This is a genomic window from Neobacillus sp. PS3-40 (assembly GCF_030915485.1).
Taxonomy (GTDB): domain Bacteria; phylum Bacillota; class Bacilli; order Bacillales; family Cytobacillaceae; genus JAUZPL01.
Window position 1 is genome coordinate 3,272,175 of the sequence record NZ_CP133266.1, and the last position, 26,801, is coordinate 3,298,975.

Genomic DNA, 26,801 nt, shown 5'->3' on the forward strand with positions numbered 1-26,801 from the left:
AGAATAAATTCTTAAAGATAAGATGTTTAATAGTAATTTAAATGAGAGGAGCATAAAAATGGTTCTTAAACTCGAACACGTATCAAAGCGATTTGGACAGTTTACAGCAGTACAAGATCTGTCCCTCGTTATTCCTGAAAAGGAAATGTTTGGATTTATTGGAGCGAATGGAGCTGGAAAGACAACAACCTTTCGGATGATTCTTGGCCTTCTTGATCCGAGTGAAGGAAAGATAACTTGGGATGAAAGGCCAATTGACTATACAACAAGTCATTTAGTGGGTTACTTACCAGAGGAGAGAGGATTATATCCCAAACTAAAGGTTAGTGATCAAATTGTTTATTTGGGAAGATTAAGAGGTATGAAGAAAGATGAAGCACTAGCTGAATTAAAAATGTGGCTGGGCCGCTTTAAAATACCGGAATATGAAAATAAAAAAGTTGAAGAACTTTCAAAAGGGAATCAACAGAAAATCCAATTTATTGCGGCAGTGATCCATAAACCGAAGTTGTTAATACTGGATGAGCCCTTTAGTGGCCTTGATCCGATCAATGTGGAACTGCTAAAAGAAGCAGTACTATCCTTAAAAGAAAATGGCACCACGATTGTATTTTCAAGCCACCGGATGGAGCATGTGGAGGAAATGTGTGAGTACCTTTGCATATTACACAAAGGATCTACAGTTGTTCATGGATCCTTAAAGGAAATAAAACGTGCATTTGGTAAGAAAAATCTGATCATTCATGCTGATTTTCCATTAGAATTCTTAAAAGACTTTCCAGGTGTTTTAAAAGTAAAAACAACAACAGAGGGTATCCATTTGCAGATTGAAGGAGAAAAGGTTGCCGAACAAATTTTAAAAGATATTGTTCACTTGGGGTTTATTAGAAAATTCGCCATTGAAGAACCTTCTTTAAATGATATCTTTATTGAGAAAGTAGGTGACTCATTTGAATAGATTTTTGATTATTTTAGGGCATACATATTTGACAAAGATAAAAACAAAGTCTTTTATTATCACCACAATCATAACGCTTGTCCTTGTTTTAGGTCTTACAAATATCAATAAGATCATTGAGACATTTGATAAGAATGGCGGTAAAGAGAAGGTTGCTGTCATTGATGACACGGGTCAGCTTTACGAGCCGTTAAAAAAACAAGTTGAAACCATTAATAAAGAAATTAAACTCTCTCTCTATGATGGAAACGAAACATCAGCAGAAAAGGCAGTGGAATCAGGAAAGTATAAAGGATTAATTCATTTGCAGTTTAATCAGGAAAAGCTCCCTGAAGCAACGTATAAAGCAATGAGCATTGCTGATTCAGGGATCTATTCGGATGTCCAAACGAGTTTGCAACAATTGAAAACGATGCTTGCCGCATCTCAAATTAATCTTACTCCTGTCCAATTACAAAAGCTTTACGAACCTGTTTCCTTTAAGAAGGTAGCACTTGAAAAGAATGCAAAAACTGAGGAACAATTAAATCAAGCAAGAGGTCTTGTGTATGTTCTTTTATTTGTTATTTATTTTGCTGTGGTCATGTATGCCAATATGATCGCAATGGAAGTTGCCACAGAAAAATCGTCAAGAGTAATGGAAATCTTGATTTCAAGTGTATCCCCAATTACACAGATGTTTGCAAAAATTTTAGGTATTGGTTGTTTGAGCTTAACACAGCTTGCCATTATTCTATCTGTTGGTTATGGTTCGTTTAAACATAATATGAATTCATTAAAAGGCGGCTTCTTTGATACTTTTGGTTTTGGAAATATTCCAGTTGAAACCATTTTGTTTGCGATTATTTTCTTTATCCTTGGCTATTTCTTATACGCGACTCTAGCAGCATTCTTGGGCTCATTGGTCAGCCGGATCGAAGATGTTCAGCAAATGATCACACCAATGACAATGCTTATTGTAGCAGGCTTTATGATTGCCATGTTTGGTCTTAATAAACCGGATTCATCATTTATAACCATTACGTCCTATATTCCTTTCTTTACACCAATGATCATGTTCCTACGTGTCGGGATGCTAGACATTCCTTTTTGGGAGACACTTCTTGGGATTGGAATTCTCATAACCACCATAATTATTTTAGCCGTGTTTGGTGCTCGTGTTTATAAGGGCGGTGTTTTAATGTACGGGAAGTCAAACTCATATAAAGATATTAAAAAAGCGCTCCAGTTAACAAAAAATAGATAGGTTCATGAAAAGAGTCTTTTCCACTGGGGAAGGCTCTTTTATTTCAAAATTTGCACCTCTTCCTTTGACAGGAACGTGCATTCGCCTTTTAGAGGTGATAAAATAAAGAAAAAGAGCTGGAGAGGAATTGTGATGAAACAAATTACGTTTATTCACGCCGCTGATCTACATTTGGACAGCCCAATGTTAGGGTTAAGGCACTTGCCTGACACTATCTTTACAAGACTTAGGGAGAGCACATTCCGTGCATTGAAAAAACTAACTAATGCTGCAATTGAGCAAGATGTCGATTTTGTTATTTTAGCCGGAGATTTATTTGATGGGGAAGATCGCAGCTTAAGGGCACAATCGCGACTGCGAACAGAAATGTGTAGATTAGAGGAAAAAGGAATACCTGTTTATGTGATCCACGGAAACCATGATCATTTAAGTGGATCATGGATTCAGCTTGAACTTCCTTCAAACGTTCATATTTTTACAAGTGAAGTAGAGATAAAAACTGTAAAGACGAAAAGTGGAGTGATTGTGCATCTTTATGGTTTTAGCTATCCCAAAAGGCATGTATTGGAGAGAAAGATAGATGACTATGTGAAGCTTGAAGGAGCAGACTTTCATATAGGTATTCTTCATGGAAATGAAGGGGGCAGAAGTGAACATGGAAACTATGCCCCGTTTACCGTTAATGATTTATTAGAAAAGCAATTTGACTATTGGGCGCTAGGACATATACATAAAAGGGCGGTGTTGTCCGAAGATCCTCCAGTAATTTATCCTGGAAATATTCAGGGGCGAAACAAGAAGGAAATAGGTGTAAAAGGCTGTTTACACGTGACTTTATCCAATAATTCTAGTTTTGAGTTTATAGAAACCGCTGATGTTGTTTGGGAAGAGGCAGTGCTAGATGTGGCAATGGCAAGAAGCTTTTACGAAATTTTACAAGCATGTCAAACAACTATAAAAACATACCGTAAAAAAAACATTGGAACGTTATTAACTCTATCGTTAAAAAATATCCAACTGGAAGATTCAAAGGAAGCAAGAATCGTAGATGGGGAACTAGTAGAACTTCTACAGGAAGATGAAAGGAAAGAAGAGTCTTTTGTATGGATTGTCGATGTAATTATGGAACAAACCAAAAGTAGTGATCAAGAATGGCTAACAGGCAAAACAGAATTTTACAATGAATTATATGAAACAGTGAATCATTATCAAAATTTCGAACATTCTTTGGAATCGTTATATAACCATCGGTTAGGGAAAAAGTATTTATCGCCCTTATCCGATTCAGATCAAGAGCAGTTGCTCCAAAAGGCGCACGAGTTTTTGATTAAGCAACTTTACCAATCCTAATAATTTAGGAAGGAGGAATGGTTTTTGAAAATTGTCGACATGTATATTTATGGATTTGGGCAATTGGAAAACATGAAAATTGAGAGCTTACAAGATGTTCAACTTTTCTATGGAGAGAATGAAGCAGGAAAGTCAACGATCATGGCTTTTATTCATGGAATCTTTTTCGGGTTTCCAACTAAACAACAGACAGAATTAAGGTATGAACCAAAACACAATACTAAATATGGAGGAAAAATTAGAATTTTCCTCGAAGATCAAGGCTATGTCATCATTGAAAGAGTAAAAGGAAAGGCCGCGGCTGGGGATGTTTCAGTTGCTTTGGATAATGGTGTTTTAGGGGGAGAAGAACTTCTTAAACAATTATTATCAAATATTGATAAAGGGTTATTTCAATCCGTGTTTTCTTTTAATTTGCATGGGCTGCAAAACATTCACCAGATGAAAAGTGAGGATATTGGTAAATTTCTGTTTTCAGCGGGAACATTAGGTTCTGATCACTTATCGAATGCAGAAATGGAGCTTCAAAAAGAATTAGACAACCGTTTTAAGCCAGGTGGAAAGAAGCCTTTTTTAAATGAAAAGCTATTTAACCTTCATCAGTTTAATGATGAGCTAAAGAAGGCGATGGGTAAAAACCAAGAATATGATCGACTTGTTGAACAGAAGGAAGCTGTGCAAAAAGAGCTGATGCACATTCAAGAATCACTTACTCTTTTACAAGAAAGTGTCAACAAGTTAAATGAATGGAAGAAAATACAATCCTTAGTGGTGGAAGAAAAATGGATTGAAACTGAAATTCACGATCATAAAGAGATTTCTTTCCCTGCAAGAGGGATCGAGAGATTTGAAAAGCTCAATCAACTAATACAACCTTATATTGCACAAATTTTAAGTCTTACAGAAAGAATGGAGAAATTAAAAAAAGAGCTTGAAACAATTGAACCAAATCAAGAAATTCTTGAAAATGAGTCAGATATATTGATGGTTCTAGATAAACTTCCTCTTTATGATCAGCTGGATTTTCAACAAAAACAAGGGGAAATGAAGCTTTTAGAGTATCAAGAAAAGCTGCACAGTATAAAAGAAAAGCTTCACTTAACTTTAAATGATGATGAAATCTTATTGATTAACACGAATATTTACATGAAGGATCAAGTTGACAGCCTTACTAGGAAAGGAAAAGTACTAAAGGAAGCAAAACAACAGCTTGAAGAACGCTTTAATGAAGAGAAAAGCACACTTGAGACTCTCGAGGAGAATGTCCGCTATGCCCAAACCCAAGTTATTCCTGACCCTGAAAGAGCAGAATTAGAGACACGAGTAGCAGGGAGTAATAACCGAAAGAATGAAGAAATGGAGTTAAAAGCAGTCCAAGAAAAAATCGAATTTTATAAAAAAGCTGAAGAGCAGGAGCTCCTTCAGGCAGCTACCATTAAAAAACAGAAGCAATCACAGTTTTTTATTTTTGGAGTATTTTTTATTGGACTTTTCATATATGGTTTGGCGACGAAGCAATTAATTCTTATGATAATGGGTGGATTGTTTGTAGCAATTTTAGGAATCGTCTTTTTTAAAAGCTTGACCCAACCTATAAAGAAAAAAATGAGTCTACCACTTGTAGAACTTCGGGAAGCTGAGCAACGGCTATTGAAGGAGCTTGTATCTCCTGAACACTTAGTGGATTCCGCTCTTCAAGCAAAATTAGCTTTAGATGATAGATATAGAGAAGAGCTGCAAATTCAAACCATTAAGTTAGAACAACAACAGCAGCAGTATGAAAAAGTAATCGTGAAATTTGAACAATGGGAATATGATGCGGCGATTCATAAAGGTGAACTTTTAGAAATTAGCAATAAATTAAAAATACCAGAATATATCGCTGCATCTTATTTGCTTGAGGCTTTTCAGTTTATTGATCAATACAAATCGATTGCAAGGGAAAGGCAGCTACTACTTGGAAATCTGAATAATCTCAAAATAGAGCAAGATAAGATCGTGGATAGATATCGCTTTTTGACAAATCGCTTCTTGCCCGAGAAGGATTTAGACATGAGAACTTCTGCTCCTTTAGTAAGAACAATACTAAAGGACGAGCATGAAAGATCTATTCAAAGTAAGGAAAAACATGCCAAGCTTCTAGAAATGACGACGGATTTGGAACAGCTAAAAAAAGAGCATCAACATATTGAAAATGAAGTAAAACAACTTTTATATACTGCAAATGCAGAAAATGAAAATGAGTTTTATGAACTTGGTGAATATGCTGAAAAGCAAGCAAAGCAACTTGAAAGGCTAAAGGATTTACAAAAACAGCTTAAATACTCCTCAATCAATAAAGTGGAAAGAGACAGCTATTTGCTGATCACTGACTGTGATGAAAGAATAAGTGAGGTTAATAATACTATCAATTCCCTTCAATCACGGCAATCAAGGTTGCAGGAACAGTACGCTTCTCTTAAACATGAACTCCAAATATTAGAGGAGGGTGGGCTATATTCTGAATTACTACATCAATTTAAGCAAAAGAAATATGAATTAGAAGAGGATGCAAAGGAATGGTCTGTTTACCGATTGGCACAGGATATACTAGCACAAACCATCGAAAAGTATAAAAATATTCATTTGCCAAAAATGCTTTCTAAAGCAGAGGAGTTTTTATTCTTTCTTACTGATGGAAACTATCAAAAAATCCTTCTCCGAAAGTCAGGAACAGGTTTCTTAATTGAAAGAAAGGACCATACCATATTTGAAGCAAATGAACTTAGTCAAGCAACAACAGAGCAGGTGTATGTCTCGATTAGACTTGCTCTTGCGATCACGCTTTTTGAAAAATATCATTTTCCAATCATAATTGATGATAGCTTTGTTAATTTTGATGCAAAGCGAACACGAAAAATCATGGAACTTCTAAAGCAGCTAAAACAAAATCAAATCTTATTTTTTACATGCCATACGCATTTACTGGAATATTTTCAACAAGATAACATTCTTTACTTACACAATGGTGCTATTCAGACTATTTCATAGAATGATATACTTGGAAAAAGGAAAGGAGCGTTTAAAGGGATGAATAAAGGAATTCTTCATTTTGACGTCGGGGAACAATTCGAATTGTTTCTCTTAATTAAAAATTCTACAAAAGGAATTGCTAGCAATGGAAAACCTTTTTTAACGCTTATCCTGCAGGATCAAAGCGGAGAAATTGAAGCGAAGCTTTGGGATGCTAGTGATGTAGACGTAAAAAATTATGCCTCACAAGCTATTGTGAAAGTAAATGGTGAACTTCAAAACTACCGGGGAAAGAGCCAATTAAAAATTCGACAGATTCGCTCTACTTTACCAAGCGATAGTGTGAAATTAGAAGACTTTCTAGCGACAGCACCAATAAGCATTGAAGAAATGACAGGAATGCTAACACAATATATATTTGAAATGAAAAATTCAAATATCCAAAGAATTACAAGGCATTTAATCAAGAAATATCAGAAGGAATTTTTAGAGTATCCTGCAGCTACTAAAAACCATCATGAATTTGTATCAGGGCTTGCCTACCATGTTGTAAGCATGCTAGATTTAGCTAAAGCGATTGCATCGTTATATCCAAGTCTTGACCGTGATTTACTCTATGCTGGCGTTATTTTGCATGATTTAGGGAAAGTAATGGAGCTTTCTGGTCCGATTTCAACTGTTTATACAGTTGAAGGGAATTTACTAGGCCATATATCGATAATGGTGAATGAGATTGGTAAGGCCGCCGATGAGCTTAGCATTTCTGGAGAAGAAGTAATGATTCTCCAGCATCTGGTTCTCTCTCATCACGGGAAAGCCGAGTGGGGAAGCCCAAAACCGCCTTTAATAAAAGAAGCGGAAATTCTCCATTATATCGATAATATTGACGCAAAAATGAATATGCTTGATCGTGCATTAGAGAGAGTGAAGCCAGGGGAATTTTCAGAACGTGTTTTTGCTTTGGACAACCGCTCATTTTATAAACCTATATTTCATAAATAGGATAGCCCTTAAGGGTTATCTTATTTTTTTTATGGAATATAGCATTATTTTATTTTTGCTAGAATATGATGATAGAAAAAGTGGACAACCCATTAAATGAAGGAGATGTTAAATATGACTATTCCAATTTGGGTCTTTGCAGTTGTTGCTGGAATTCTATTTAGTGCCTTAATGGCAATCAAAACAGGAAGAGAAGAACGCCATCTCGAGAATGATAGTATCGAAAGAGAAGGGGAAATTTACATGAAACGGCTTGAACAAGAAAAGGAAAGACGAAACGAACAACAGGATGTTGGAATTTAAAATAAGTAAGGGAGGGACTCAAATGGTCCCTCCCTTACTTTTATTGATGTGGAGCTGCTGCAGCTTGTGGTTTTAACGCATCTTTTAAATCTTTATCGTCTATTTTCACATCAGCTGATTTTAATTCTTTTTCCATGGTTGCATTAATAACATCATTTGTTAATTTAGCAGACTTTACTTGATATTCAATTTCTGTTTTCATTTGGTCAAAAGATTGTTTCTCTTTTTCACCTGTTTTTTGAATGATATGATAGCCAAATTGTGATTTAACTGGTTGACTGATTTCATTCACTTTAAGAGCATAGGCAGCCTTTTCAAATGCAGGGTCCATTTTTCCAGTTCCGAACCAACCTAGGTCCCCACCATTTTGAGCAGTACCAGTATCTTTTGAATACTTTTTAGCTACATCTTCAAACTTTGCACCTGCATCAAGTTGTTGTTTAACTTCTTTAGCAGTCTTTTCATCGTTAACTAGAATATGGCGAGCCTTAATATCTGGCTTAAAGTTAGCGTAATAGTCTTTTAACTCTTTATCGGTTGCTGTAACACCTTTAATTGCAGCTTTTTCTTGAAGCATACCAAGTTTCATGGTCTTTTTCAAATCAGCTTCACTCTTATATCCGTATTGTGCAAGTGCTGCGCTGAAATTTGATCCTAATTGAGACTTTAATTCGTCAACTTTTGCTGTTAGCTCCTTATCAGTAACCTTGTACTTTTTGGAAAGGACTTTTTCATATACAAGCTGTTGAAGGGCTTGTTGACCAACCTTTTCTTTCATCGCATTGTAGAGCTCGTCCTTTGTTACATTGCCAGCTTTACTTTGAACAACGGTATCAGAAGAACCGCTTTGACTACATGCACTTAAAGCAATAACCCCGCATGCTAATGTAAGGGCCAGTATCCATTTTTTCATGATGAACCTCTCCTAAATAGAATTTCTTGTGTAAGTATTAAACCACAATTTTTACTATAACATAAACTACAATTATTCAAAAATAATATCCCATGTCCAAATTGGGAATTTTTTAGCTTATAGGAAAATTTATCTTTATAACTAGGCATATGCCTATCCCATATTAAAGCTACATACATACGATAATACAATAAAGAAGGAGGTATTCAAAAGGCATTACTGAAATATATGTACACAAATTATGGTTTTATGTAGAAAGTAGGGCATAGAAGGGAAAAACGCCTATTCACCCATAATTAAATTTGCATAGTATATGGTAGCAATTGATTAAGGAGGTATTACTCTAGGGTATTGATTTAACACATGATTGCTCTAATTGTAGTACTCTTCACTTTGCTAATTATTGTTGGAGCGGTTTGGCTCTAATATAAACTTGAAACATGAAGGGATTTTAAAACATTCATGTTCAGCTGAAAGGAGGAAAGTAAAATGACTCATGGCTTCGCTGGCGGAGGGTTCGCCCTAATTGTTGTCCTCTTTATCCTATTAATCATCATTGGCGCTTCTTGGGTTTACTAATAAAGAAGGTAGTAAAAAAAGCGATGAGCTCTCTCATCGCTTTTTTTTATGTAAATAAAATCTCTATATATGAAGAAACAAGTAAAATAGTGATTAGTACATTTATTGTCTGAAAAACCTTTGGTTGTCGTTCTTCAGGAATTTCCTTTTGGATACAAAGAGAATTAGTCATTTTATTTACATAAAAAAGGACAAATATTGCAAAGACAATAAAGCTTAAAATGGAGATCATCAACAATTCCCTCCCCTGGGTTATCTTAGCTAATCAGAATTTATATCCATAAATTCTGCTAGCGCATAAGTGCAACTACGCCTCTGTCATCGCCCTTAGGGGCTCGCCAATCAGCGAGTTTTCTTTATTTTAGTTAGCATATTACTGCATAGGGTACTACGGCCTTCCATCGCCATAGGGATGGGAAAAATGCAAAGTTTCCTCAAATGGGTAGGGGTGGTGTTTAAAACTCTCTATACATTTTTGTATAATTACAATACCAAAAAACAGTTAAAAAAGATAGCAAAAATGTAGTGTAGTATGGATAAAGAAATACAGTGAATTTAAAAGGCGAATACATGAAAAAGTTCTCCTAAAGACTATTTTAATAATCCTGTAGAAAATAGTTCTTGAATAAAAAAAAGGTTTACCAAAAACATAATTAGGTAAATAATGAACATATGGAATTTTTCAAGGGTATGAAACGAGGTCTACTGGTAATGGATAAATATGATTTATTGAAACGAATTAATCTTCTTGAATATCATCAAAGTTTATTATTAAAGTTGTTATCAAATCCTAAATTGGATTTTTATAGACTTATTATTGAAAAGGGTATCACAGAGGAAGAAGTAAAAGGGTTCTTAAGAACTTGTGATGAATTATCCATGAAAGTCTTGGATCAAAAAGCGGAAGGGTTTGTTTATTTTTATCCGCTTTTTAGTGAATTCTTAGTTTCCTTACCTGTTAACCTGCAGGTTGAGGAGGTTATACCAGCTTGTATTACCCAACATATCTTTGAATCTCTTATGCTAGAGTTTGAAAAATACATTTAAAACCGATAAGGCTTGGCCCACGACCAAATAGACGAAAAAAATCTTAGCCATTTAATAAAACTAATAAAATAGGGCGGTGCGAACAAAGTAGACCCGAACCTCGAGCTTAATCAAATTACATATTCTTCGCTCAGATTTATTACCGGATTCAATTGTGCAGGGATCCGCCCTATTCCTAACCTATGCGAGTTCTTCTTCAACCTTTTCAATTTTGGAAAGAGTTCCATTTTCTTCTGTAAATTCATTTTCTACATTACGGAAGGACTTCTCGAATATCTCCATAAAATCATCACCATAAATATTACGAACGATTGTCATCAATTCAATAATATCTGGAAACTTTCCATACAGGTCTCTTAATGGGAGTGCTCCGGAAAAAGCAGCATGACCCATAGGTTCATAGGTTTCCAATAAATTCAGTAGAATCTGTTCGCCTTCAGGAGTAAGTTCAACATAGGTATTGCGTTTATCATCCACCTTTTTAGAAAATTTGAGCAGCCCTCTTTCTTCTAACTTTTTCGAAAAGTTAAACGCTGTTGATACATGCATAACCCCAAATTTTGCTACATCCGAAATTGATGCACCATGAAGATGATAAGCAATCCAAAGAATGTGATGTTCATTAATATTTAAATCAAAAGGTTTTATCCACTGCTGCCAGTCTTTTTCAATTGATTTCCACAATGCTTTGCTCAATTGGGCAATCCGTTGGCTAAAAAGTAATGCTTCTTTCTTAGAATAATATTTTTCTGACATCCCCATTTTCACCTACTTTTAATTTCTCTATTATCATTATGCCAATAAAACAAAAATTAATAAAGATATAAATTTACAAAATTTTTAGAAATTATAATTGCTATTAATCTCTTAGAAACTTTTAGGAGGTTTTATTTCCATCTTAAAGTCTTTTCTTCAATAATTCCACCTTTTTTAAAAGTTCTGTTAATATTATTATTCTCAATTGAATGGGCAATTAAATACCTTCTTCATAGGAAGAGGTACAAACACATATAATTGTACTAAAAGTTGTTATTATTGGGGCAAGGGTGAAGGGAGGGCCATCATGATGAAAGAAGTGACTGTAGGTATTTTTCTCATTAGTGTACTATTGTTTTTTTGGGCAGTTCATTTTCTACTAAAATTTAAAAAATCAGGAGTGTATCCACCTAAAAAAGTGTTGAAAAAAAGGGCATTTGCCTTTGCAGTAGAAGGAGCTATTTTCCAGGTACTTGGTTTCCTATTTTCTGCTCTATCTTCATAATCCTTTGAATTATATAAACAAAAAAGAACCCGATCGGGTTCTCAGGCTGTCGAAAAACCCTTCGACGGCTTATTATTTTGCACAGTTTCTTTAACAATTAAACGCGTTAATTTGTTATAATGATAATAGTATATAGCTTTGTAACTGGTCTGTTGATTTCCGCTCCAGGCGCTCGCTTTCCGCGGGCGTGCCGGGAGCTTCCTCAGCGCTGAAGCGCTTGCGGGATCTCCCCTGCCCCGTACTCCGCAGGAGTCGAGCGCCTTCCACTCCAATCAACAGAGTGTCTTTCAATAAAGAACTTACGTTCAACTAATAAATAATAAAAAAAGTGGTGAAATCAATGTTTAAGCCAAAAGAATCTAGTCAAAATGAATATGAATTTGTATCTATTGATGAATTAGTACCTGATGACCATCTACTTCGTTTGATTGATAAATATATTGATTTTTCGTTTCTTCTAGAAAAAATCCGCCAATATTACAGCGATGATAATGGACGCCCAACTGATCCCCTTATTCTTTTTAAAATGATGTTTATTGGTTATATTTATGGCATTCGTTCTGAACGCCAACTAGAAAGAGAAATTAGAACAAATGTTGCCTATCGCTGGTTTTTGGGTCTAAAATTCAAGGACTCTGTACCTCATCACTCAACGATTAGTTGGAATCGTCAACACCGTTTTAAGGATACTACTATTTTTCAGGAGATTTTTGATGAGATTGTACTTCTAGCAATAAATCATAAGATGGTTGGCGGACGTGTTTTATTTACGGATTCTACACATTTAAAAGCAAATGCAAATAAAAACAAGTTTACGAGACAAGAAGCGGATGTAGATACTCGAGAATATTTTGATGACTTAAACAAGGCGATGGAAGAAGATAGACTTAAACACGGAAAAAAGCCATTAAAAGAAAAGGACGAAGTAAAAGAAACTAAGGAAATTCGTGTAAGTACCACTGACCCAGAATGTGGTTTTATGTCCCGTGAAAATAAACAAGAAATGTTCTGTTATCTTGACCACCGAACTACGGATATAAAGTTAAATATAATTACTGACGTTTATGTTACACCTGGCAATGTTCATGATTCTGTTCCCTATCTTAGTAGGTTGGACCGTCAGGCCCAGCGATTTGGATCTAAGGTGGAAGCTGTAGCATTAGATTCAGGGTATCTTACAAATCCCATTTGCAAAGGACTTTCTGATCGGAAAATTTTTGGAGTCATTGCCCATAGAAGATACCATCCTACTACTGGTTTATTTCCCAAATGGAAATTTACATACGATAAAGATCGTGACCTGTACATATGCCCCAACAACAAAGAATTAACATACAAAACTACAACCCGTGAGGGATATAGGGAATACAAATCTGATTCGAAGAAGTGTACGAACTGCCCATTTTTATCCCAATGTACACGCTCAAAAAATAAAGTGAAAGTTGTAACACGACATGTTTGGGAGGAGCACAAAGAAAAGGTAAGGTTAAATCGCTTATCTAAATCTGGAAAAATACTTTATAAATTTAGAAAGGAAAAAATTGAGCGAAGCTTCGCAGACTCAAAAGAGCTGCATGGGCTTCGCTATTGCCGGTTACGGTGATTGAAGAATGCATCCGAGCAGGCTCTCCTTACTGCCGCATGCCAAAATATAAAAAGATTGCAACACATTTAGCTAAATTGGAAAAAGTGTGTTGCAATACTTTAAGTTGATTTACCCCCGTTGATTGGAACGGAGGGCACTCGACTCCTGCGGGATATAGAGGTCACTGGAGACCCCGCAGGCGGTAACGCCGAGGAGGCTTCAGGACCTCCCCGCGGAAAGCGAGTGCCTGGAGCGGAAATCAACAGGCCCATTTGCAGGGAGCTTTGATAAATTTGGTATTCGGATTCTGAGAAAATAAAAATTGCCGAGAAAAATACCTTTTCTCGACAATCTGAGAACCCGATCGGGTTCTTTTATTATTTATTAGGCTTTTCGATTTTGAATAATGGATGGTGAAGATAAACTAGATCTTTTAAAGATGGAGGTGACAATTGGATAAATGATGACCATAGTAATTGTATTAATTGCGGTTGCAGGTAATACAACTGCTGCAAATAGTCCGGTAAACGGACCAGGTAAACCTACTAAATAGTAGGCAGCTGTTAAAAATACAGTTCCTGAAATCAGCGTTCCTAAAGCTGTCAATACTCCAACACTAACAATTGAATTCCGATATTTTTTAAGTAATAAAAATAAACCAAAAAACAGTATGCCTGTGACAGGTTTATCAATAATATTTGGTACTAAACCACCTGGGAATGTTGTTGTTAATCCAGACATAATTCCAGTAACAATGGTAACAAGTAATACATTTTTGATTTCAGGAAAAAGTATGATTCCTAAAAACATCATCGTTAACATCATGTCTGGCTTCATTCCAAGAAAAATCGGTGGAATAACAGCATGCAAGACTGCACCAATCCCCACTAAAAGTGATAGTGCCACTAGGTTTCTTGTATTCATTTCTCATCTCTCCTCTGCTGAACTCAGCTATTTAGTTTCTCCTGCAGTGCGCTAATTGCCTGTAGCGAAAAACTTATTGTTAGTATAGCATATGATTTAGATTTATGTGAAGAATAAATTTTCTGTTAATTAAAGTGTTTCCGAATATTCTCGGCCATTGTCTGGTAATCTTGTGGAGAGTAATCACTTTGATTATTTTTCCAAATAGCTCCAAATCCATCTCCCTTGCCATAGCGAGGAATTAAGTGTAAATGAAAATGAAAAACAGATTGACCTGCCTGTTCACCATTATTATTGATTGCATTTAATCCAACTGGCTTAAACTCAGTTTTTAATGCTTTCGCGATCGTGGGTACTACTTCAAAAAGATTTGAGGCTATGTCAGGTGTTAACTCAAAAAGATTTTCTTTATGTACTTTAGGAATAACCAAGGTATGACCTTTTGTTACTTGGCTGATATCTAAAAAGGCGATAACGTGTTCGTTTTCAAAAACCTTTGCTGCCGGTATTTCTCCATTAATTATCTTGCAGAAAATGCAATCGCTCATTATATTCACTGCCCTTCAAATAATATTTTTGCGTAAGCAACTTACATGTATCTTGTAAGAAGCTTTGCTTTAAGCACTTGAGATTGCTTTCACTTGTCTTGAAATATTTGTCCTATATTTTATCATACTATTTTAAAAAAAGGTTGTTTTCGCATAGATTGTTGTTTTTCGTATCTAGTCTAAAAACCCGAAATAACTATGGTATCGTGCTCTTTTCTTAAAAACTTCCTACAGTTTTCATCGATAAACTGGAATACCATTTTAATTTAGTTTCAAGTAGCAACAAAGTTTAAGAAAAGAGCCTTAAAAAAAGAAAGACAGGATTCGCATGGAATCCTGCCCTCTTGAAGGGGAGAAATACTTTTAGTTAGTCGTTCTTTCAGGACTCTTCTTTTGTAAACACCTCATTTATCATGTTAGTGTTTTTTTTAAAGAGTGATCATTGTTCAAGCTTACCATCCCCTTAGCATTCTTTATATGTTTAAACAACGTATAAAGCGGACGATGGATCTTTGATAAACACCTCATTTTCAATGTAGCCGTTTATTTTTTTACAATAAACAGTCCGGCGTTATCTGAACATCAAAATGGTTACCTGGCACTATGCGCAATACAACCATCCCCTTATTTGAAACGTTTTAAATCTAAAAGCAAACATTTATTGAAAGGAACTTGTCTGCAACAGACACCTCATTTCAATTTTTGATGAGTAATCATCGCAATTGTTGTTCCCCTTCGATAATTATGATGTCCCTTTTGAAAAAGAATATGCAAAAAAGTTTTATAGAAATTTGCGTTCCTGTTTTTATGGGCAATAATTTGATAAAATGAAAAATATAAAGCCAGGAAGGACGTGGCAAATGTCTTTATTATCAATTGAAAACCTCACAGGAGGATACACTAGGAACCCCGTTTTAAAAGATGTGTCATTTGAAGTAAATGAAAAAGAAATGGTTGGGTTAATTGGATTAAATGGAGCTGGTAAAAGTACAACGATTAAACATATTACAGGACTGATGAAACAACATCAGGGAGAAATAAAAATAAATGGACACACGTTCACTAAAGATAAGGAAGTTTATCGTAAAATGTTTACGTTTGTTCCTGAATCTCCTATCTTATATGAAGAGCTTACTTTAGCGGAACATTTGAAATTAACAGCAATGGCATACGGCTTAGATGAGTTAATTTATGAAGAAAGAATTCACCAATTGCTGACAGAATTTCGGATGGAGAAAAGGCTTAAATGGTTTCCAGCTCATTTTTCCAAAGGGATGAAGCAAAAAGTAATGATAATGTGTGCCTTTTTGGTTCAGCCAGCCTTGTACATAATCGATGAACCTTTTGTTGGTTTAGACCCACTCGGTATTCAGTCATTGCTTGATTTAATGAGGAAGATGAAGGAGAATGGTGCCGGCATTTTAATGTCCACCCATATTCTTACAACTGCCGAAAGATATTGTGATCGCTTTGTCATTTTGCACGAAGGCAGAGTTCGTGCAAAAGGGACCCTTAATGAATTACGTGAGCAGTTTTCCATGCCAGAGGCTACTCTTGACGATTTGTATATTCAATTAACAAAGGAAGAAAATTATGTTTGATGATAAAAAGCTTTGGAAAGACCGTGCAGGCAAGCGTGCTAAAGATTTAGGAAGATATTTGCGTTATATTTTTAATAGCCACCTGGTCATCGTTCTTCTATTTTTAATTGGTGCAGGAGCTTTTTATTACCAGCAATGGATTAAAACGCTTCCACTTGGATTTCCATCAGAAATCGTTATGGCTATTTTCCTTGGGTTATTCCTGACCTATAGTCCTGTCTATAATTTTCTTCTGGAAGCAGATCAAGTGTTTTTGCTTCCACTAGAAGATAGACTTCAAAGGTATTTTTTTCGGTCAGGTGTTATCAGTCTTATTTTCCAGGGGTATATTCTGTTGCTTGTTCTTGCTATCCTAATGCCGTTATATGCACATGTAAGCGGGACTGGCTTTCGTACATTTATTCCTTTTTTAATCGCATTATTAATGATAAAATCGTGGAATTTAGCAAGTAACTGGAGAATGCACTATTTTCATTCAGGTCATAGCACAGATTGGGTAATTCGCTTTCTTCTTAATGGGTTATTGACTTATTCGCTCTTTAAACACGTAAATCTATGGCTTTTACTATTAATTGTTGCAGCTATGGTCATTTATTATCGTTCTTTATACGCCCGAACAAGAAATACTGGATTGAAGTGGGATCTGTTAATTGATCAGGAAGAGAAAAGGATGATTGCTTTTTACAGATTGGCAAATTTATTTACAGATGTCCCAAAACTTAAGGATAGTGTTAAAAGAAGAATTTGGTTGGATTTTTTATTAAATCGAATTTCTTTTACCCAGGAAAAAACGTTCCTTTATTTATTTTCCAGAACATTTTTGCGTTCAGGAGATTACCTCGGTTTGTTTATTCGGTTAACGGTTATCGGAAGCGTTGGCTTATATTTTATTTCCTTTGGTTTTGGACAAATCTTATTAGCTGTCTTATTTTTGTATTTAACAGGTTTTCAATTGCTCCCTTTATGGAATCATCACCAAAATAAACTTTGGCTTGATTTGTATCCTGTTTCAATAAGATTTAAATCATGGGCATTTCATTCCTTATTGATGATAATACTACTAACACAGGTTCTTCTATTTGCCCTTATTATTTTTATAAAGGGAGAAGTACTTATCGCCGTTTTAGAATTACTAGCAGGTATTGGGTTTAGTTATATTTTTGTTTTTATGTATAGTAAAAGCCGCTTAAAGGGCTAATATCATCCTCTTTCAATTTTGAAAGAGGATTTTTTGGCTAATAGGAAAGTATAAACTTTGAAAAAAGTTTATACTTTCCTATGTCGCATAAGTGCAACTAGGCTATCGCCGGCGCCTTAAGGCTTGGCGCTAGCCTAGTTTTCTTTAAAACCCTTAACCGTTTTCTCCCAAACATACCAATGTAAAGAGGTAAAAAAATATGAATGAATACGAAAGTATAGTGTACATAGAAGTGGAAGAGTGGAAAAAGGAAATCCTTAAGCGAGCTGGATTTATGAGCCGTTTATCGAAAAAGGCACAGGGCAAAATAAATGAATTAATTCCTGAAAAGGTTCATCAAGTGATGACCGAAAGCATTAAAGCTATGGTGAAGACAACATTATTTGGATCGAAAATAACGACAAATAAGAATCAAGCTAAGGGCTTAACGCTAGCTGAACGTGATGAATTAGTTCGGAAAAGAATTGGCATTTTCCAAAAGACAGCACTTGTAGAAGGAGCAGGAACAGGGGCGGGTGGAATTTTGCTTGGCCTTGCAGATTTTCCTCTGCTGTTAACGATAAAAATGAAATTTCTATTTGAAGTTGCCGCAAGCTATGGATTTAATACAAGTGAATTTGAAGAGAGATTGTTTATCCTCCACGTTTTTCAGCTTGCTTTTTCAAGCGAAGATACCCGCAAGGATACATTACACATAATTGAAAATTGGGAGGAGAAAAAGAAAATAATTGTTGATATGGATTGGCGGAACTTTCAGCAGGAGTATAGAGATTTTATTGATTTTGCTAAGATGCTACAGCTTGTGCCTGGTATTGGGGCTGTTGTTGGGGCGTATGCCAATCATAACCTTCTTGGACATTTAGGTGAAACCGCAATGAATGCTTTCCGTTTACGAATATTGAAAATCGACTTTGGCAATGACATATAAAGAAACCTCGCCGATTGGCGAGCTCCTAAAGGCGATGATTAGGTCTAGTTGCCCTTATGAACTAGCAGAAATTATGGATATTAATTCTGATTAGCTAAAAAAGCAGCCTAAATGCAAGTTAGAACTGCCTTTTTATTTTTTTTGATTAATTGGAATTTCCGATGAATTATCAACAAATTTAGCATTTCCAATCGTTTCTAAATGGGCTATTTCTTTTTTAAAGGACTTTTCAATATGTTCAATTTTTTGGTACCGTCGTTTATAAATTTTGACATTTTCTAAAATCACTGGATGTTTTATAACCTCAATACGTTCTTCAAGAATAGGAATTCTGATTGTTTTTGATAGTCCATTGAGTTTTTCCGGGTTTTTGGCATCAAACATTTTTTTCTCAATTACAAGTTCCTCACGAGTTACAGGCACAACAATTGTTTTTTCTTCTGTTATAAACTCTTTGTGGATGGTAACGGCAGCAGTTTTAATTCTTTTTTTAGAAATATCCAACTGTTCCATGTGAAGCTTTATTTTTCCGATGGGATTCATTTTTAGAAAACACCTCCATACTTATTGTCTAAGATGGTACGCAATAAACGAATAGATAAAACTTGGCTTTTTTGAAAAAACACCTCACAAATAGTATCTATAATTTGTAAGGTGTTTTTTTGTTTAATTCATTTTTTGGCCTTATTCGAATGTCGAAACATCTTCCTCATTTACAATGTTAGGGTCACCTGTTGTATTCACACGTGCTTCTTCCCGTCTAAGGGTTTCTTCGACCTGTTTAGTTTCTTCAACTTCACGCTTAAAAGCAGAGATTTCACCTGTTACGACAGTGTGTTTTCCTACTTCAACCCGTTCCTCACTAACTGGGATGTGTATAGTTTCTTCTGCACCAACAGGAGTGTCGCTTAATTCATGGTCAATGACTCTCCTCTTTATAACAACTTCCTCATGTGTGACTGGAACGGAAACTGATTTGTGTTCTTCAACAATCTCCTTGGATAGTGTTACCTCTCCGGTTTCCACTCTATCTTTGGAAATATCAAGCTCTTCTTGATGAAGCAGCATCTTATTATCGTCAACAACCTCTTTTTCGTGTAGTTCTTCTTTATCATCGTCTAAGAATCCAAATATATTGCTCATAGTTACCTCCAGTGGTCATGTCAAATATGTGCATAACTATATTGCTCCTTCTGGCTGTGAACTATTCCAACCGAATTTTGGAAAGCTTCTAGTTTAGAAAGCCCTGAATAGAGTTCTTCGAGTCTACACATTCATTTATGGCCCGATCGCACAAAAAGGCACTTACGTTATATATTTATATACAACGTAAGTGCGCATGTTTATCCTCAATTTTTTAAAAAATTGCTTTTATGATTGGCAGAGAACACTCGTGACTTCAGTCGTGAGATGAATCGACTATTTTTTCTTGCTCAGATTAGGAATATGGCAACTATAGTTGTCACTGAGAGTCCAATTAATACGGGCACAAGGTTTCTTCGAGCGAGTTCGAATGGATCCACATTACAAATAGCGGCTGCTGGAATTAATGCCCATGGGACAAGTGTTCCGCCACCGACCCATATAGCGGCAATTTGGCCAAGTGCGGTTAAAGTTGCAGCGCCCTTACCGATCGCGATTGCAAACAGATTTGCAACAGATCCAGCTAACGATATTCCAGAGAAGCCTGATCCGTCTAAGCCTGTTATCGCACCGACAGTTGTCAATGTGACTGCCCCTACAGCCTTACTTAGTGGAACAATATTTGCAAGGGCAATACCTAGGTCATTAACAATTCCTTGGGAGCCTTTAGGCAAAAAGTCACCGATAATTTTGGTGAATCCTGCATCGCCCAAATAAAAGAAGGCAGCAATTGGAATAACAGGACCAAATACTTTAAAACCAAATTGAAATCCTTCAATTAAATATTCAGTTGTTTTTTCGAGACCTTTATTTCTATGGCTAACAAGGGTAATGATTATTAAAATAATGATAGATGTTCCGCCAATTAATGCAGTTGCGTCCCCGCCTTGAAGATTCAGGATAAACATGGCTGCCACATCAATGGCAAATAAAACAGGAACAAGTATGGCGAAAAAGCGTTTTTGTGCTTTACTTAACAATGAGGGTGCATCTGAATTACTTGCTTCAGGTTCTGCTATGATAGGAGTTACTTCTAAAACTCCTCGTTTCATATCTTTTTTTAAGAAATAGAAAGCAACAATGGTAGTTACAAAGCCCATTACAAAAACAAGTGGGATACTGGCATTGATTACTTCATTGATCGGGAGGCCAGCCGCATCTGCAGTTAATTTAGGGGCTGCTTGAATAACAAAGTCTCCGGATAATGCTATCCCATGTCCGAACAAGTTCATCGCCATCGCAACCCCTAAAGCTGGAAGACCTGCCCTAATAGCGACTGGTAGAAGGACTGCACCTAATAAGGCGACTGCTGGGGATGGCCAAAAGAACCAAGATATGACCATCATGAGGATACCAATTGTCCAATATGCTAGTGTTGGGTTGCGAATTAATTTTGTGAAAGGGGCAATCATGACATCATTTATCCCCGTTGTTGTTAACGTTTTGCTCATCGCCACAATAATGGAAATGACCAGAATGGTGGATAAGAGTTCAGTAATCGCATAAGCAAAACTATTAAAAATGCTACTTACTGAACTACTTAATGAACCAGTTGCTGTTATGCCAAGTAAGAATATCCCTACAATACATACAAGGGATGTATCTCTTCTCATGACCATGAATCCGATAATGAGAGCGATGAAGACGACATATATCCAATGGAGAGCTGTAAGCTCTACAATCATACGATAACCTCCGTTTCTTCATCCAGGGAAAGAATATGGGTATTAGCCCTAATGGATGTATTACAGAATATGAAAAATGGCTCCGAGAGGTGAAAAATACACAAAAAAAAAGACTGGAGTTGGGATAACTCCAGTCTGGATGTGTTTATTCAGAGATTTGGTATTTTGTTACATACGCTGTAGCTACGGAACCTTTTGGTGGTGTAGCAATACTTTTTTCATTACTATAGTTATTAGAGTTTTGCCAGTTTTTAAAAGCGAGTTCATTTTCCCATATAGTCAGAATGATATATGTATTAGATGTTTTTGGGCGAAGGACCCTTAATGCGATAAACCCCTGTTCCTTTTCAATCACCATGGGTCTATTCTTAAAGCTATACTCAAACAAGGGACGGCCTTCATCAGTGACAGGAATATTATTCATAACAGCTAATCCCGTCAGACCAATTTCTCCTGAAGAATCAATGATTTCATACTTTCTTGGTTCATTAAATAGTGTCTCAGTACTTGTTTCATGAAGCAGTAATGCTGTGTCTTCATTAACCATTATTACCATTGCTTCTTCCGGATATTTTTCTTTTACTTTTTTTAGGTAATCATATGTACCAGTCGTGATAAACACTTTCATGCTTGTTCACCTCTTATTTATTTTTACAAAGAGTACTTTGTTGTTCATTAAGCCTTCGCATTTCTTTTAATTTAAACAGTTTTGAAAACGTAAAAACGACTTTTTTTTGACACTTATTTGTGTTGTCTATACACTAATGAGATTAATAGATATAGTGAAGACAGCTTATCTATTTACCATCAGAATTATAAATATCCATAAAAGATGAAGTTTCACTTTACGATTATATATATTAAAATATTTAGCAGACATGTCCTTGAAAGGTGGAAATTTTAATGGCAAGAGTTATGAATGAAACATTTCTAAAAGCAGCAAGAGGAGAAAAGACAGATTATGTACCTGTATGGTATATGCGTCAAGCAGGTCGTTCACAGCCAGAATACAGGAAAATTAAAGAAAAGTATTCATTATTTGAAATTACCCATCAACCAGAGCTTTGTGCGTATGTAACACGTCTGCCGGTAGAAAGTTACAATGTTGATGCGGCTATCCTGTATAAAGATATTATGACTCCGCTGCCTGCTCTAGGTGTTGAAGTAGAAATAAAAGGTGGCATTGGCCCCGTTATCTCGAATCCAATTCGCTCTTTAGCAGATGTAGAAAAGCTAGGCGAAATAAACCCTGAAGAAGATGTTCCATACGTTCTTGAAACAATTAAACTTTTAACACAAGAGCAATTATCTGTTCCACTGATTGGGTTTTCTGGAGCTCCGTTTACGCTTGCGAGCTATATGATCGAAGGCGGTCCTTCAAAAAACTACAATAAGACAAAGGCTTTCATGTACGCTGAACCTAAAGCATGGTTTGCTTTAATGGATAAATTGGGGGATATGATTGTTACATATGTTAAATCTCAAGTAAAAGCGGGAGCTAAAGCTATTCAAATTTTTGATTCATGGGTTGGTGCTTTAAACGTAGAAGATTACCGATTCTTCATTAAGCCGATTATGAATAAAATTTTTACTGCTTTAAAAGGAGAAAACGTTCCCGTTATTATGTTTGGAGTTGGAGCAAGTCATCTTGCAATGGAATGGAATGAACTTCCACTTGATGTTGTTGGGTTAGACTGGCGCCTGCCAATTAAACAGGCAAGAGAAATGGGCATTCAGAAAACGCTACAAGGAAACCTTGATCCAGCGATTCTTCTTGCTCCGTGGGAAGTTATTGAAGAAAAAGCAAGAGCAATTCTAGACCAAGGAATGGCACAAAGTGGGTATATTTTCAACCTTGGGCATGGCGTTTTCCCACAAGCAGATCCAGAAGTATTAAAGAGATTAACTACATTTATTCACGATTATTCTGCTTCAAAACTAAGCCGTTAACCACCCAAATTCATATATTTTGTGCTAAACTTGGTAAGTTGTCCGATTTATTGGCACAATAGTATGAGCAGATTCTATTTGGAGACTTGCACTTAGAGTGAATTTATCTCCAATATGCTATAGATTTGAAAATGAGGTGTTGGAAAATGATTAAAAAGAAGATGGGTTTGCTAGTGATGGCATATGGAACCCCATACAAAGTTGAAGATATTGAACGTTATTATACACATATTCGACATGGACGAAAACCTTCGGCTGAAATGTTGGATGATCTTAAAAACCGCTATGAAGCAATTGGGGGCATCTCTCCTCTAGCTAAAATAACGATTGAACAAGCTGAAAAGCTTGAAAAGCATTTAAATCAAGCCCAGGATGAAATTGAGTTTAAAATGTATCTTGGTTTGAAGCATATCGAACCTTTTATTGAGGATACCGTTAAAGATATGCATGAGGACGGGATTGAAGAGGCTATTAGCATTGTTCTTGCTCCCCATTTTTCAACCTTTTCTGTGAAATCGTATAATGAGAGAGTAAAAGAGGAAGCTGAGAAGATCGGTGGTCCTAAAATCACTTCGATTGATAGCTGGTACACTGAACCAAAATTTATCAGTTATTGGGTTAAAAAGTTAACACAAATTTATGAACAAATGCCTTTAGAGGAAAAAGAAAATTCAATGTTAATCGTGTCAGCGCACAGTTTACCAGAAAAGATTTTACAGGCAGGCGATCCATATCCAAGTCAACTACGGGAAACGGCAGCCTTAATCGCAAAAGGTGCAGGTGTTCAAAATTATACAATAGGCTGGCAAAGTGCGGGTAATACTGGGGAGCCATGGCTTGGTCCTGATGTACAGGACCTAACAAGATCATTATTTAAAGAACATCATTATAAAGCATTTATTTATGCACCAGTTGGGTTTGTGTGTGAGCATCTTGAGGTTCTTTATGACAATGATACTGAGTGTAGAGCTGTAACAGACGAAGTGGGCGCAAGTTATTACCGCCCAGAAATGCCGAATGCACAGGATGAAATTATTGATGCTATGTCTTCAGTCATACTTAAGAAGTTGGCGGAGTAAACTAGCACCAAGAAATTAATGGAAAGTGGGTGGCCTCTGTGGTGGAAGAAAGGCAGAAGGTTGCAATTATTGGTGGTGGAATTGCCGGTTTGACTACGGCTTTTTACCTTCAGAAAATAGTGAGAGAAAACAATCTTCCAATCGAAATAAAGCTTATTGAAGCATCACACCGGCTTGGCGGAAAAATGCAAACGGTGATAAAAGATGGTTATACGATTGAAAGAGGACCAGATTCATTTTTGGCTCGAAAAACTAGTATTACAAGACTTGCGAAAGAAGTAGGGATGGAGGACCAATTAGTCCATAATTCAACTGGGAAATCGTATGTTCTTGTAGATGATAAGCTTTTTTCAATGCCTGGCGGATCGATTATGGGTATTCCTACTGAAGTTGGACCTTTTATCACAACAGGATTATTTTCTATTCCTGGAAAAATTAGAGCAGCTGCAGACTTTATTTTACCAAGATCTGCAAGCGGAAAAGATCAATCACTTGGTGAATTTTTTCGAAGAAGGCTTGGTGATGAGGTTGTTGAAAATTTGATTGAACCATTATTATCTGGAATATACGCAGGTGATATTGATCAATTAAGTTTAATGTCGACCTTCCCACAATTTTATCAGGTTGAACAGAAATACCGCAGTCTTATTATTGGTATGAAAAAATCGGCACCTTCTCAGCCGAAAAAGCCTGAAGAAACAGGCAAAACAAAAGCAAAGGCAAAAGGTGTATTCCTAACGTTTAAATCAGGGCTACAATCATTTGCTGAAGCAATTGAAGCTAAACTAGATCCCGATACAATATTAAAAGGACATCGGGTTAAAAATATAACGAAATTAGATAATCAGTATGAAATATTTCTAAATAATGGGGAAGCTCTTGTTGCCGATTGTATTGTTGCAACAACGTCTCACAAGGTAACTCAGTCGATGTTCTCGCAATATGACCTTTTTGATCCTTTCAAAATTGTGCCTTCCACTTCAGTTGCGACCGTCGCACTCGCATTTCCTAAGGAAGCAATCAAGAAGGATATTGACGGTACAGGGTTTGTTGTATCGAGGAATAGTGATTATACAATAACGGCTTGCACTTGGACACATAAAAAGTGGGAACATTCTACTCCGAAAGGCAAAGTATTGCTCCGCTGTTATGTAGGTAGAGCAGGTGATGAGACAGTCGTTGATTTATCAGATGATCAGATTGTGAAAATTGTTTTAGATGACTTAAAGAAAACAATGGATATTACAATGGAACCTGATTTTGCTGTTATATCACGCTGGAATAATTCTATGCCTCAATATACCGTTGGGCATAAACAACGGCTTCAAACCATAAAAGATCAAATGACAGATGAATTACCAGGGGTATTTCTCGCAGGGGCTTCTTTTGAAGGGATCGGTGTTCCTGATTGTATCGATCAGGGGGAAGTAGCTGTAAACAACATACTGGACTATTTAAATTTTAACCATTCAATTTGAATTGCTCCTTTTGAGTAGCGGAGAAACCATTTTAACAAAAAAATATGGCTGTTCAGATTGTCGAGAAAGGGTATTTTTCTCGGCAATTTTTTATTTTGTCTTAATCTAAATTACCGATTTTTAATTCAATTATTGTCTCTGCTAATCAACCTAAAGCAATGCAACACACTTTTTCTAGCCTTGCTATTCAAAATAACGTATGAAATGACTTTAATTTGATGGTGTCCTCTGAAAGCAATATAAAAGTGCAAAAAAGAGAGCAATCGTTTTTGCTCTCTTAGGATACATGTGTATGTAGACCACATTATTTTTTAAAGAAATTACTAATCATAAGAATAGCTCCGACTATTAGGTAGATAATTCCGTTACCTAAGATAATCAATCCTATAAATGCGGCACCAATTGCCCCGCCTTCACCCGATTCTCCAGCACTATGGTCCATATTCACAAAAATAGAACCTGTAATAAAACCAATAACTGGGCCCATAATACAAATAAGTAAGCCAGACCAAAAAAAAGATGTATTCTTCTTTTTATAAGAAGAAACAGCCATATAGTTTAATATTAAAAGAGCTGCTATTAAAATAACCCAAATTAAAAAATCGCCGCTATCTCCGTTCATATTAACCCCCTCATATTTTTTATTTAATATACAAATACATAAGAATAGGAAATCAAGATTAAAAACAAAACAATTCATAATCATTATAGTATATTTTTCCATAAAATTGACATAAAAGTAGGTTAGCAGTTACGAATAGTTCTTAAACGTGCCCGCGGAAAGCGAAGTGCCTGGAGCGCCAATCAACAGACATGTTGAAAAACCAATAACTAATAATATTATAACGAATTAATGCGGTGAATTGTAATTTCGACAGCCTGACCAGCCATATTTTATTGCTGGTATTCATGTTAAATATGTGCGGAAAGGATAAAAATGCGGTATAGTTGGGAAGGTAAGTAGCCGGTCCATTTTATGTTTTTAATTATAACTTAGCACGAAAAATGTCA

The 26,801-nt window shown here is 36.0% G+C and carries 26 protein-coding genes and 2 pseudogenes; 17 read left to right on the top strand and 11 right to left on the bottom strand.

Going from position 1 to position 26,801, the window contains the following annotated elements; all coding sequences use genetic code 11:
* Positions 1-58: 58 nt before the first annotated feature.
* The 6 genes from RCG20_RS16000 (at position 59) to RCG20_RS16025 (ending at position 7,871) form a co-directional block, all read left to right on the top strand.
* Positions 59-958 carry an ABC transporter ATP-binding protein gene (locus tag RCG20_RS16000; protein WP_308181103.1) on the top strand — a complete coding sequence of 300 codons (900 nt, stop codon included), beginning with the start codon at positions 59-61 and terminating at the stop codon, positions 956-958.
* Positions 951-2,204, top strand: a complete 1,254-nt coding sequence (locus RCG20_RS16005) for an ABC transporter permease (protein WP_308181104.1) — start codon at positions 951-953, stop codon at positions 2,202-2,204. The genes RCG20_RS16000 and RCG20_RS16005 overlap by 8 nt, the downstream gene beginning before the upstream one ends.
* Positions 2,205-2,336: 132 nt before the next feature.
* Complete coding sequence (locus tag RCG20_RS16010) at positions 2,337-3,554, top strand: metallophosphoesterase family protein (protein ID WP_308181105.1); 1,218 nt, start codon at positions 2,337-2,339, stop codon at positions 3,552-3,554.
* 24 nt (positions 3,555-3,578) lie between these two features.
* The gene (locus RCG20_RS16015; RefSeq protein ID WP_308181106.1) at positions 3,579-6,584 is read left to right on the top strand and encodes an ATP-binding protein; all 3,006 of its coding nucleotides are present in this window, start codon (positions 3,579-3,581) and stop codon (positions 6,582-6,584) included.
* Positions 6,585-6,623: 39 nt separating this feature from the next.
* A complete protein-coding gene (gene yhaM, locus RCG20_RS16020) occupies positions 6,624-7,568 on the top strand; it encodes a 3'-5' exoribonuclease YhaM (RefSeq protein ID WP_308181107.1) in 945 nt (314 codons plus the stop codon).
* 114 nt (positions 7,569-7,682) lie between these two features.
* Positions 7,683-7,871 carry a sporulation YhaL family protein gene (locus RCG20_RS16025; RefSeq protein WP_308181108.1) on the top strand — a complete coding sequence of 63 codons (189 nt, stop codon included), beginning with the start codon at positions 7,683-7,685 and terminating at the stop codon, positions 7,869-7,871.
* A gap of 40 nt (positions 7,872-7,911) precedes the next feature.
* On the opposite strand, the gene RCG20_RS16030 is transcribed toward RCG20_RS16025, so the two are convergent.
* Positions 7,912-8,784, bottom strand: a complete 873-nt coding sequence (locus tag RCG20_RS16030; RefSeq protein WP_308181109.1) for a peptidylprolyl isomerase — start codon at positions 8,782-8,784, stop codon at positions 7,912-7,914.
* A 363-nt stretch (positions 8,785-9,147) separates the two neighbouring features.
* Between RCG20_RS16030 and RCG20_RS21785 the strand changes: the two genes are divergently transcribed.
* Entirely contained in the window at positions 9,148-9,210 is a 63-nt protein-coding gene (locus RCG20_RS21785) for a YjcZ family sporulation protein (RefSeq protein ID WP_374120548.1), read from the top strand.
* A gap of 63 nt (positions 9,211-9,273) precedes the next feature.
* The gene (locus RCG20_RS16035) at positions 9,274-9,363 is read left to right on the top strand and encodes a YjcZ family sporulation protein (RefSeq protein ID WP_308181110.1); all 90 of its coding nucleotides are present in this window, start codon (positions 9,274-9,276) and stop codon (positions 9,361-9,363) included.
* A 46-nt stretch (positions 9,364-9,409) separates the two neighbouring features.
* Here the strand turns inward: RCG20_RS16035 and RCG20_RS16040 are convergent, their stop codons facing one another.
* Positions 9,410-9,595: a hypothetical protein gene (locus RCG20_RS16040; protein WP_308181111.1), complete on the bottom strand. Its 186-nt coding sequence runs from the start codon at positions 9,593-9,595 to the stop codon at positions 9,410-9,412.
* Positions 9,596-10,074: 479 nt separating this feature from the next.
* Here RCG20_RS16040 and RCG20_RS16045 point away from each other — a divergent pair, with 479 nt between their 5' ends.
* Positions 10,075-10,410: a DUF1878 family protein gene (locus tag RCG20_RS16045; RefSeq protein ID WP_308181112.1), complete on the top strand. Its 336-nt coding sequence runs from the start codon at positions 10,075-10,077 to the stop codon at positions 10,408-10,410.
* A gap of 180 nt (positions 10,411-10,590) precedes the next feature.
* Here the strand turns inward: RCG20_RS16045 and RCG20_RS16050 are convergent, their stop codons facing one another.
* Positions 10,591-11,166: an HTH-type transcriptional regulator Hpr gene (locus RCG20_RS16050; RefSeq protein ID WP_308181113.1), complete on the bottom strand. Its 576-nt coding sequence runs from the start codon at positions 11,164-11,166 to the stop codon at positions 10,591-10,593.
* Positions 11,167-11,473: 307 nt separating this feature from the next.
* Between RCG20_RS16050 and RCG20_RS16055 the strand changes: the two genes are divergently transcribed.
* Both RCG20_RS16055 and RCG20_RS16060 read left to right on the top strand, forming a co-directional pair.
* Positions 11,474-11,671: a membrane protein YhzF gene (locus RCG20_RS16055; protein WP_308181114.1), complete on the top strand. Its 198-nt coding sequence runs from the start codon at positions 11,474-11,476 to the stop codon at positions 11,669-11,671.
* A 340-nt stretch (positions 11,672-12,011) separates the two neighbouring features.
* Positions 12,012-13,346: pseudogene (locus tag RCG20_RS16060) on the top strand (IS1182 family transposase).
* Between the two features lie 39 nt (positions 13,347-13,385).
* Here the strand turns inward: RCG20_RS16060 and RCG20_RS21790 are convergent.
* From RCG20_RS21790 to RCG20_RS16070, 3 genes and pseudogenes are all read right to left on the bottom strand, one after another.
* Positions 13,386-13,454 (bottom strand): annotated as a pseudogene (locus tag RCG20_RS21790) (hypothetical protein); the annotation flags it as partial.
* Between the two features lie 186 nt (positions 13,455-13,640).
* A complete protein-coding gene (locus tag RCG20_RS16065; RefSeq protein WP_308181115.1) occupies positions 13,641-14,180 on the bottom strand; it encodes a tryptophan transporter in 540 nt (179 codons plus the stop codon).
* A 125-nt stretch (positions 14,181-14,305) separates the two neighbouring features.
* Positions 14,306-14,728, bottom strand: a complete 423-nt coding sequence (locus RCG20_RS16070; protein ID WP_308181116.1) for an HIT family protein — start codon at positions 14,726-14,728, stop codon at positions 14,306-14,308.
* A gap of 860 nt (positions 14,729-15,588) precedes the next feature.
* Between RCG20_RS16070 and RCG20_RS16075 the strand changes: the two genes are divergently transcribed.
* From RCG20_RS16075 to RCG20_RS16085, 3 genes are all read left to right on the top strand, one after another.
* The gene (locus RCG20_RS16075) at positions 15,589-16,329 is read left to right on the top strand and encodes an ABC transporter ATP-binding protein (protein WP_308181117.1); all 741 of its coding nucleotides are present in this window, start codon (positions 15,589-15,591) and stop codon (positions 16,327-16,329) included.
* Positions 16,322-17,527, top strand: a complete 1,206-nt coding sequence (locus tag RCG20_RS16080) for an ABC transporter permease (protein ID WP_308181118.1) — start codon at positions 16,322-16,324, stop codon at positions 17,525-17,527. The genes RCG20_RS16075 and RCG20_RS16080 overlap by 8 nt, the downstream gene beginning before the upstream one ends.
* A gap of 199 nt (positions 17,528-17,726) precedes the next feature.
* Positions 17,727-18,455: an EcsC family protein gene (locus tag RCG20_RS16085; protein ID WP_308181119.1), complete on the top strand. Its 729-nt coding sequence runs from the start codon at positions 17,727-17,729 to the stop codon at positions 18,453-18,455.
* A gap of 132 nt (positions 18,456-18,587) precedes the next feature.
* On the opposite strand, the gene RCG20_RS16090 is transcribed toward RCG20_RS16085, so the two are convergent.
* From RCG20_RS16090 to RCG20_RS16105, 4 genes are all read right to left on the bottom strand, one after another.
* Positions 18,588-18,998 (bottom strand): YsnF/AvaK domain-containing protein, encoded by a 411-nt coding sequence (locus RCG20_RS16090; protein WP_308181120.1) that lies wholly within the window; start codon positions 18,996-18,998, stop codon positions 18,588-18,590.
* 141 nt (positions 18,999-19,139) lie between these two features.
* Positions 19,140-19,598, bottom strand: coding sequence for a YsnF/AvaK domain-containing protein (locus RCG20_RS16095; RefSeq protein WP_308181121.1), 459 nt, complete (start codon positions 19,596-19,598; stop codon positions 19,140-19,142).
* A 290-nt stretch (positions 19,599-19,888) separates the two neighbouring features.
* The gene (locus RCG20_RS16100) at positions 19,889-21,283 is read right to left on the bottom strand and encodes a hypothetical protein (protein ID WP_308181122.1); all 1,395 of its coding nucleotides are present in this window, start codon (positions 21,281-21,283) and stop codon (positions 19,889-19,891) included.
* Between the two features lie 145 nt (positions 21,284-21,428).
* Positions 21,429-21,911 (bottom strand): antibiotic biosynthesis monooxygenase family protein, encoded by a 483-nt coding sequence (locus RCG20_RS16105; RefSeq protein ID WP_308181123.1) that lies wholly within the window; start codon positions 21,909-21,911, stop codon positions 21,429-21,431.
* A gap of 275 nt (positions 21,912-22,186) precedes the next feature.
* Here RCG20_RS16105 and hemE point away from each other — a divergent pair, with 275 nt between their 5' ends.
* The 3 genes from hemE to hemY all read left to right on the top strand — a co-directional run bounded on the left by hemE (position 22,187) and on the right by hemY (position 25,790).
* Positions 22,187-23,233: a uroporphyrinogen decarboxylase gene (gene hemE / locus RCG20_RS16110; RefSeq protein WP_308181124.1), complete on the top strand. Its 1,047-nt coding sequence runs from the start codon at positions 22,187-22,189 to the stop codon at positions 23,231-23,233.
* Between the two features lie 146 nt (positions 23,234-23,379).
* Positions 23,380-24,312, top strand: coding sequence for a ferrochelatase (gene hemH / locus RCG20_RS16115; RefSeq protein WP_308181125.1), 933 nt, complete (start codon positions 23,380-23,382; stop codon positions 24,310-24,312).
* A 38-nt stretch (positions 24,313-24,350) separates the two neighbouring features.
* A complete protein-coding gene (gene hemY / locus RCG20_RS16120) occupies positions 24,351-25,790 on the top strand; it encodes a protoporphyrinogen oxidase (protein ID WP_308181126.1) in 1,440 nt (479 codons plus the stop codon).
* A gap of 304 nt (positions 25,791-26,094) precedes the next feature.
* Here the strand turns inward: hemY and RCG20_RS16125 are convergent, their stop codons facing one another.
* Positions 26,095-26,412, bottom strand: coding sequence for an ABC transporter permease (locus RCG20_RS16125; RefSeq protein ID WP_308181127.1), 318 nt, complete (start codon positions 26,410-26,412; stop codon positions 26,095-26,097).
* Positions 26,413-26,801 lie beyond the last annotated feature (389 nt).

What these genes read in the sequence shown, in the direction of transcription:
- RCG20_RS16000 (WP_308181103.1), top strand. Translation starts at nt 59, where the DNA reads ATGGTTCTTAAACTCGAACACGTATCAAAGCGATTTGGACAGTTTACA.
- RCG20_RS16010 (WP_308181105.1), top strand. Translation starts at nt 2,337, where the DNA reads ATGAAACAAATTACGTTTATTCACGCCGCTGATCTACATTTGGACAGC.
- yhaM (WP_308181107.1), top strand. Translation starts at nt 6,624, where the DNA reads ATGAATAAAGGAATTCTTCATTTTGACGTCGGGGAACAATTCGAATTG.
- RCG20_RS16025 (WP_308181108.1), top strand. Translation starts at nt 7,683, where the DNA reads ATGACTATTCCAATTTGGGTCTTTGCAGTTGTTGCTGGAATTCTATTT.
- RCG20_RS16030 (WP_308181109.1), bottom strand. Translation starts at nt 8,784, where the DNA reads ATGAAAAAATGGATACTGGCCCTTACATTAGCATGCGGGGTTATTGCT.
- RCG20_RS16035 (WP_308181110.1), top strand. Translation starts at nt 9,274, where the DNA reads ATGACTCATGGCTTCGCTGGCGGAGGGTTCGCCCTAATTGTTGTCCTC.
- RCG20_RS16040 (WP_308181111.1), bottom strand. Translation starts at nt 9,595, where the DNA reads ATGATCTCCATTTTAAGCTTTATTGTCTTTGCAATATTTGTCCTTTTT.
- RCG20_RS16045 (WP_308181112.1), top strand. Translation starts at nt 10,075, where the DNA reads ATGGATAAATATGATTTATTGAAACGAATTAATCTTCTTGAATATCAT.
- RCG20_RS16050 (WP_308181113.1), bottom strand. Translation starts at nt 11,166, where the DNA reads ATGTCAGAAAAATATTATTCTAAGAAAGAAGCATTACTTTTTAGCCAA.
- RCG20_RS16055 (WP_308181114.1), top strand. Translation starts at nt 11,474, where the DNA reads ATGATGAAAGAAGTGACTGTAGGTATTTTTCTCATTAGTGTACTATTG.
- RCG20_RS16065 (WP_308181115.1), bottom strand. Translation starts at nt 14,180, where the DNA reads ATGAATACAAGAAACCTAGTGGCACTATCACTTTTAGTGGGGATTGGT.
- RCG20_RS16070 (WP_308181116.1), bottom strand. Translation starts at nt 14,728, where the DNA reads ATGAGCGATTGCATTTTCTGCAAGATAATTAATGGAGAAATACCGGCA.
- RCG20_RS16075 (WP_308181117.1), top strand. Translation starts at nt 15,589, where the DNA reads ATGTCTTTATTATCAATTGAAAACCTCACAGGAGGATACACTAGGAAC.
- RCG20_RS16080 (WP_308181118.1), top strand. Translation starts at nt 16,322, where the DNA reads ATGTTTGATGATAAAAAGCTTTGGAAAGACCGTGCAGGCAAGCGTGCT.
- RCG20_RS16085 (WP_308181119.1), top strand. Translation starts at nt 17,727, where the DNA reads ATGAATGAATACGAAAGTATAGTGTACATAGAAGTGGAAGAGTGGAAA.
- RCG20_RS16090 (WP_308181120.1), bottom strand. Translation starts at nt 18,998, where the DNA reads ATGAATCCCATCGGAAAAATAAAGCTTCACATGGAACAGTTGGATATT.
- RCG20_RS16095 (WP_308181121.1), bottom strand. Translation starts at nt 19,598, where the DNA reads ATGAGCAATATATTTGGATTCTTAGACGATGATAAAGAAGAACTACAC.
- RCG20_RS16100 (WP_308181122.1), bottom strand. Translation starts at nt 21,283, where the DNA reads ATGATTGTAGAGCTTACAGCTCTCCATTGGATATATGTCGTCTTCATC.
- RCG20_RS16105 (WP_308181123.1), bottom strand. Translation starts at nt 21,911, where the DNA reads ATGAAAGTGTTTATCACGACTGGTACATATGATTACCTAAAAAAAGTA.
- hemE (WP_308181124.1), top strand. Translation starts at nt 22,187, where the DNA reads ATGGCAAGAGTTATGAATGAAACATTTCTAAAAGCAGCAAGAGGAGAA.
- hemH (WP_308181125.1), top strand. Translation starts at nt 23,380, where the DNA reads ATGATTAAAAAGAAGATGGGTTTGCTAGTGATGGCATATGGAACCCCA.
- RCG20_RS16125 (WP_308181127.1), bottom strand. Translation starts at nt 26,412, where the DNA reads ATGAACGGAGATAGCGGCGATTTTTTAATTTGGGTTATTTTAATAGCA.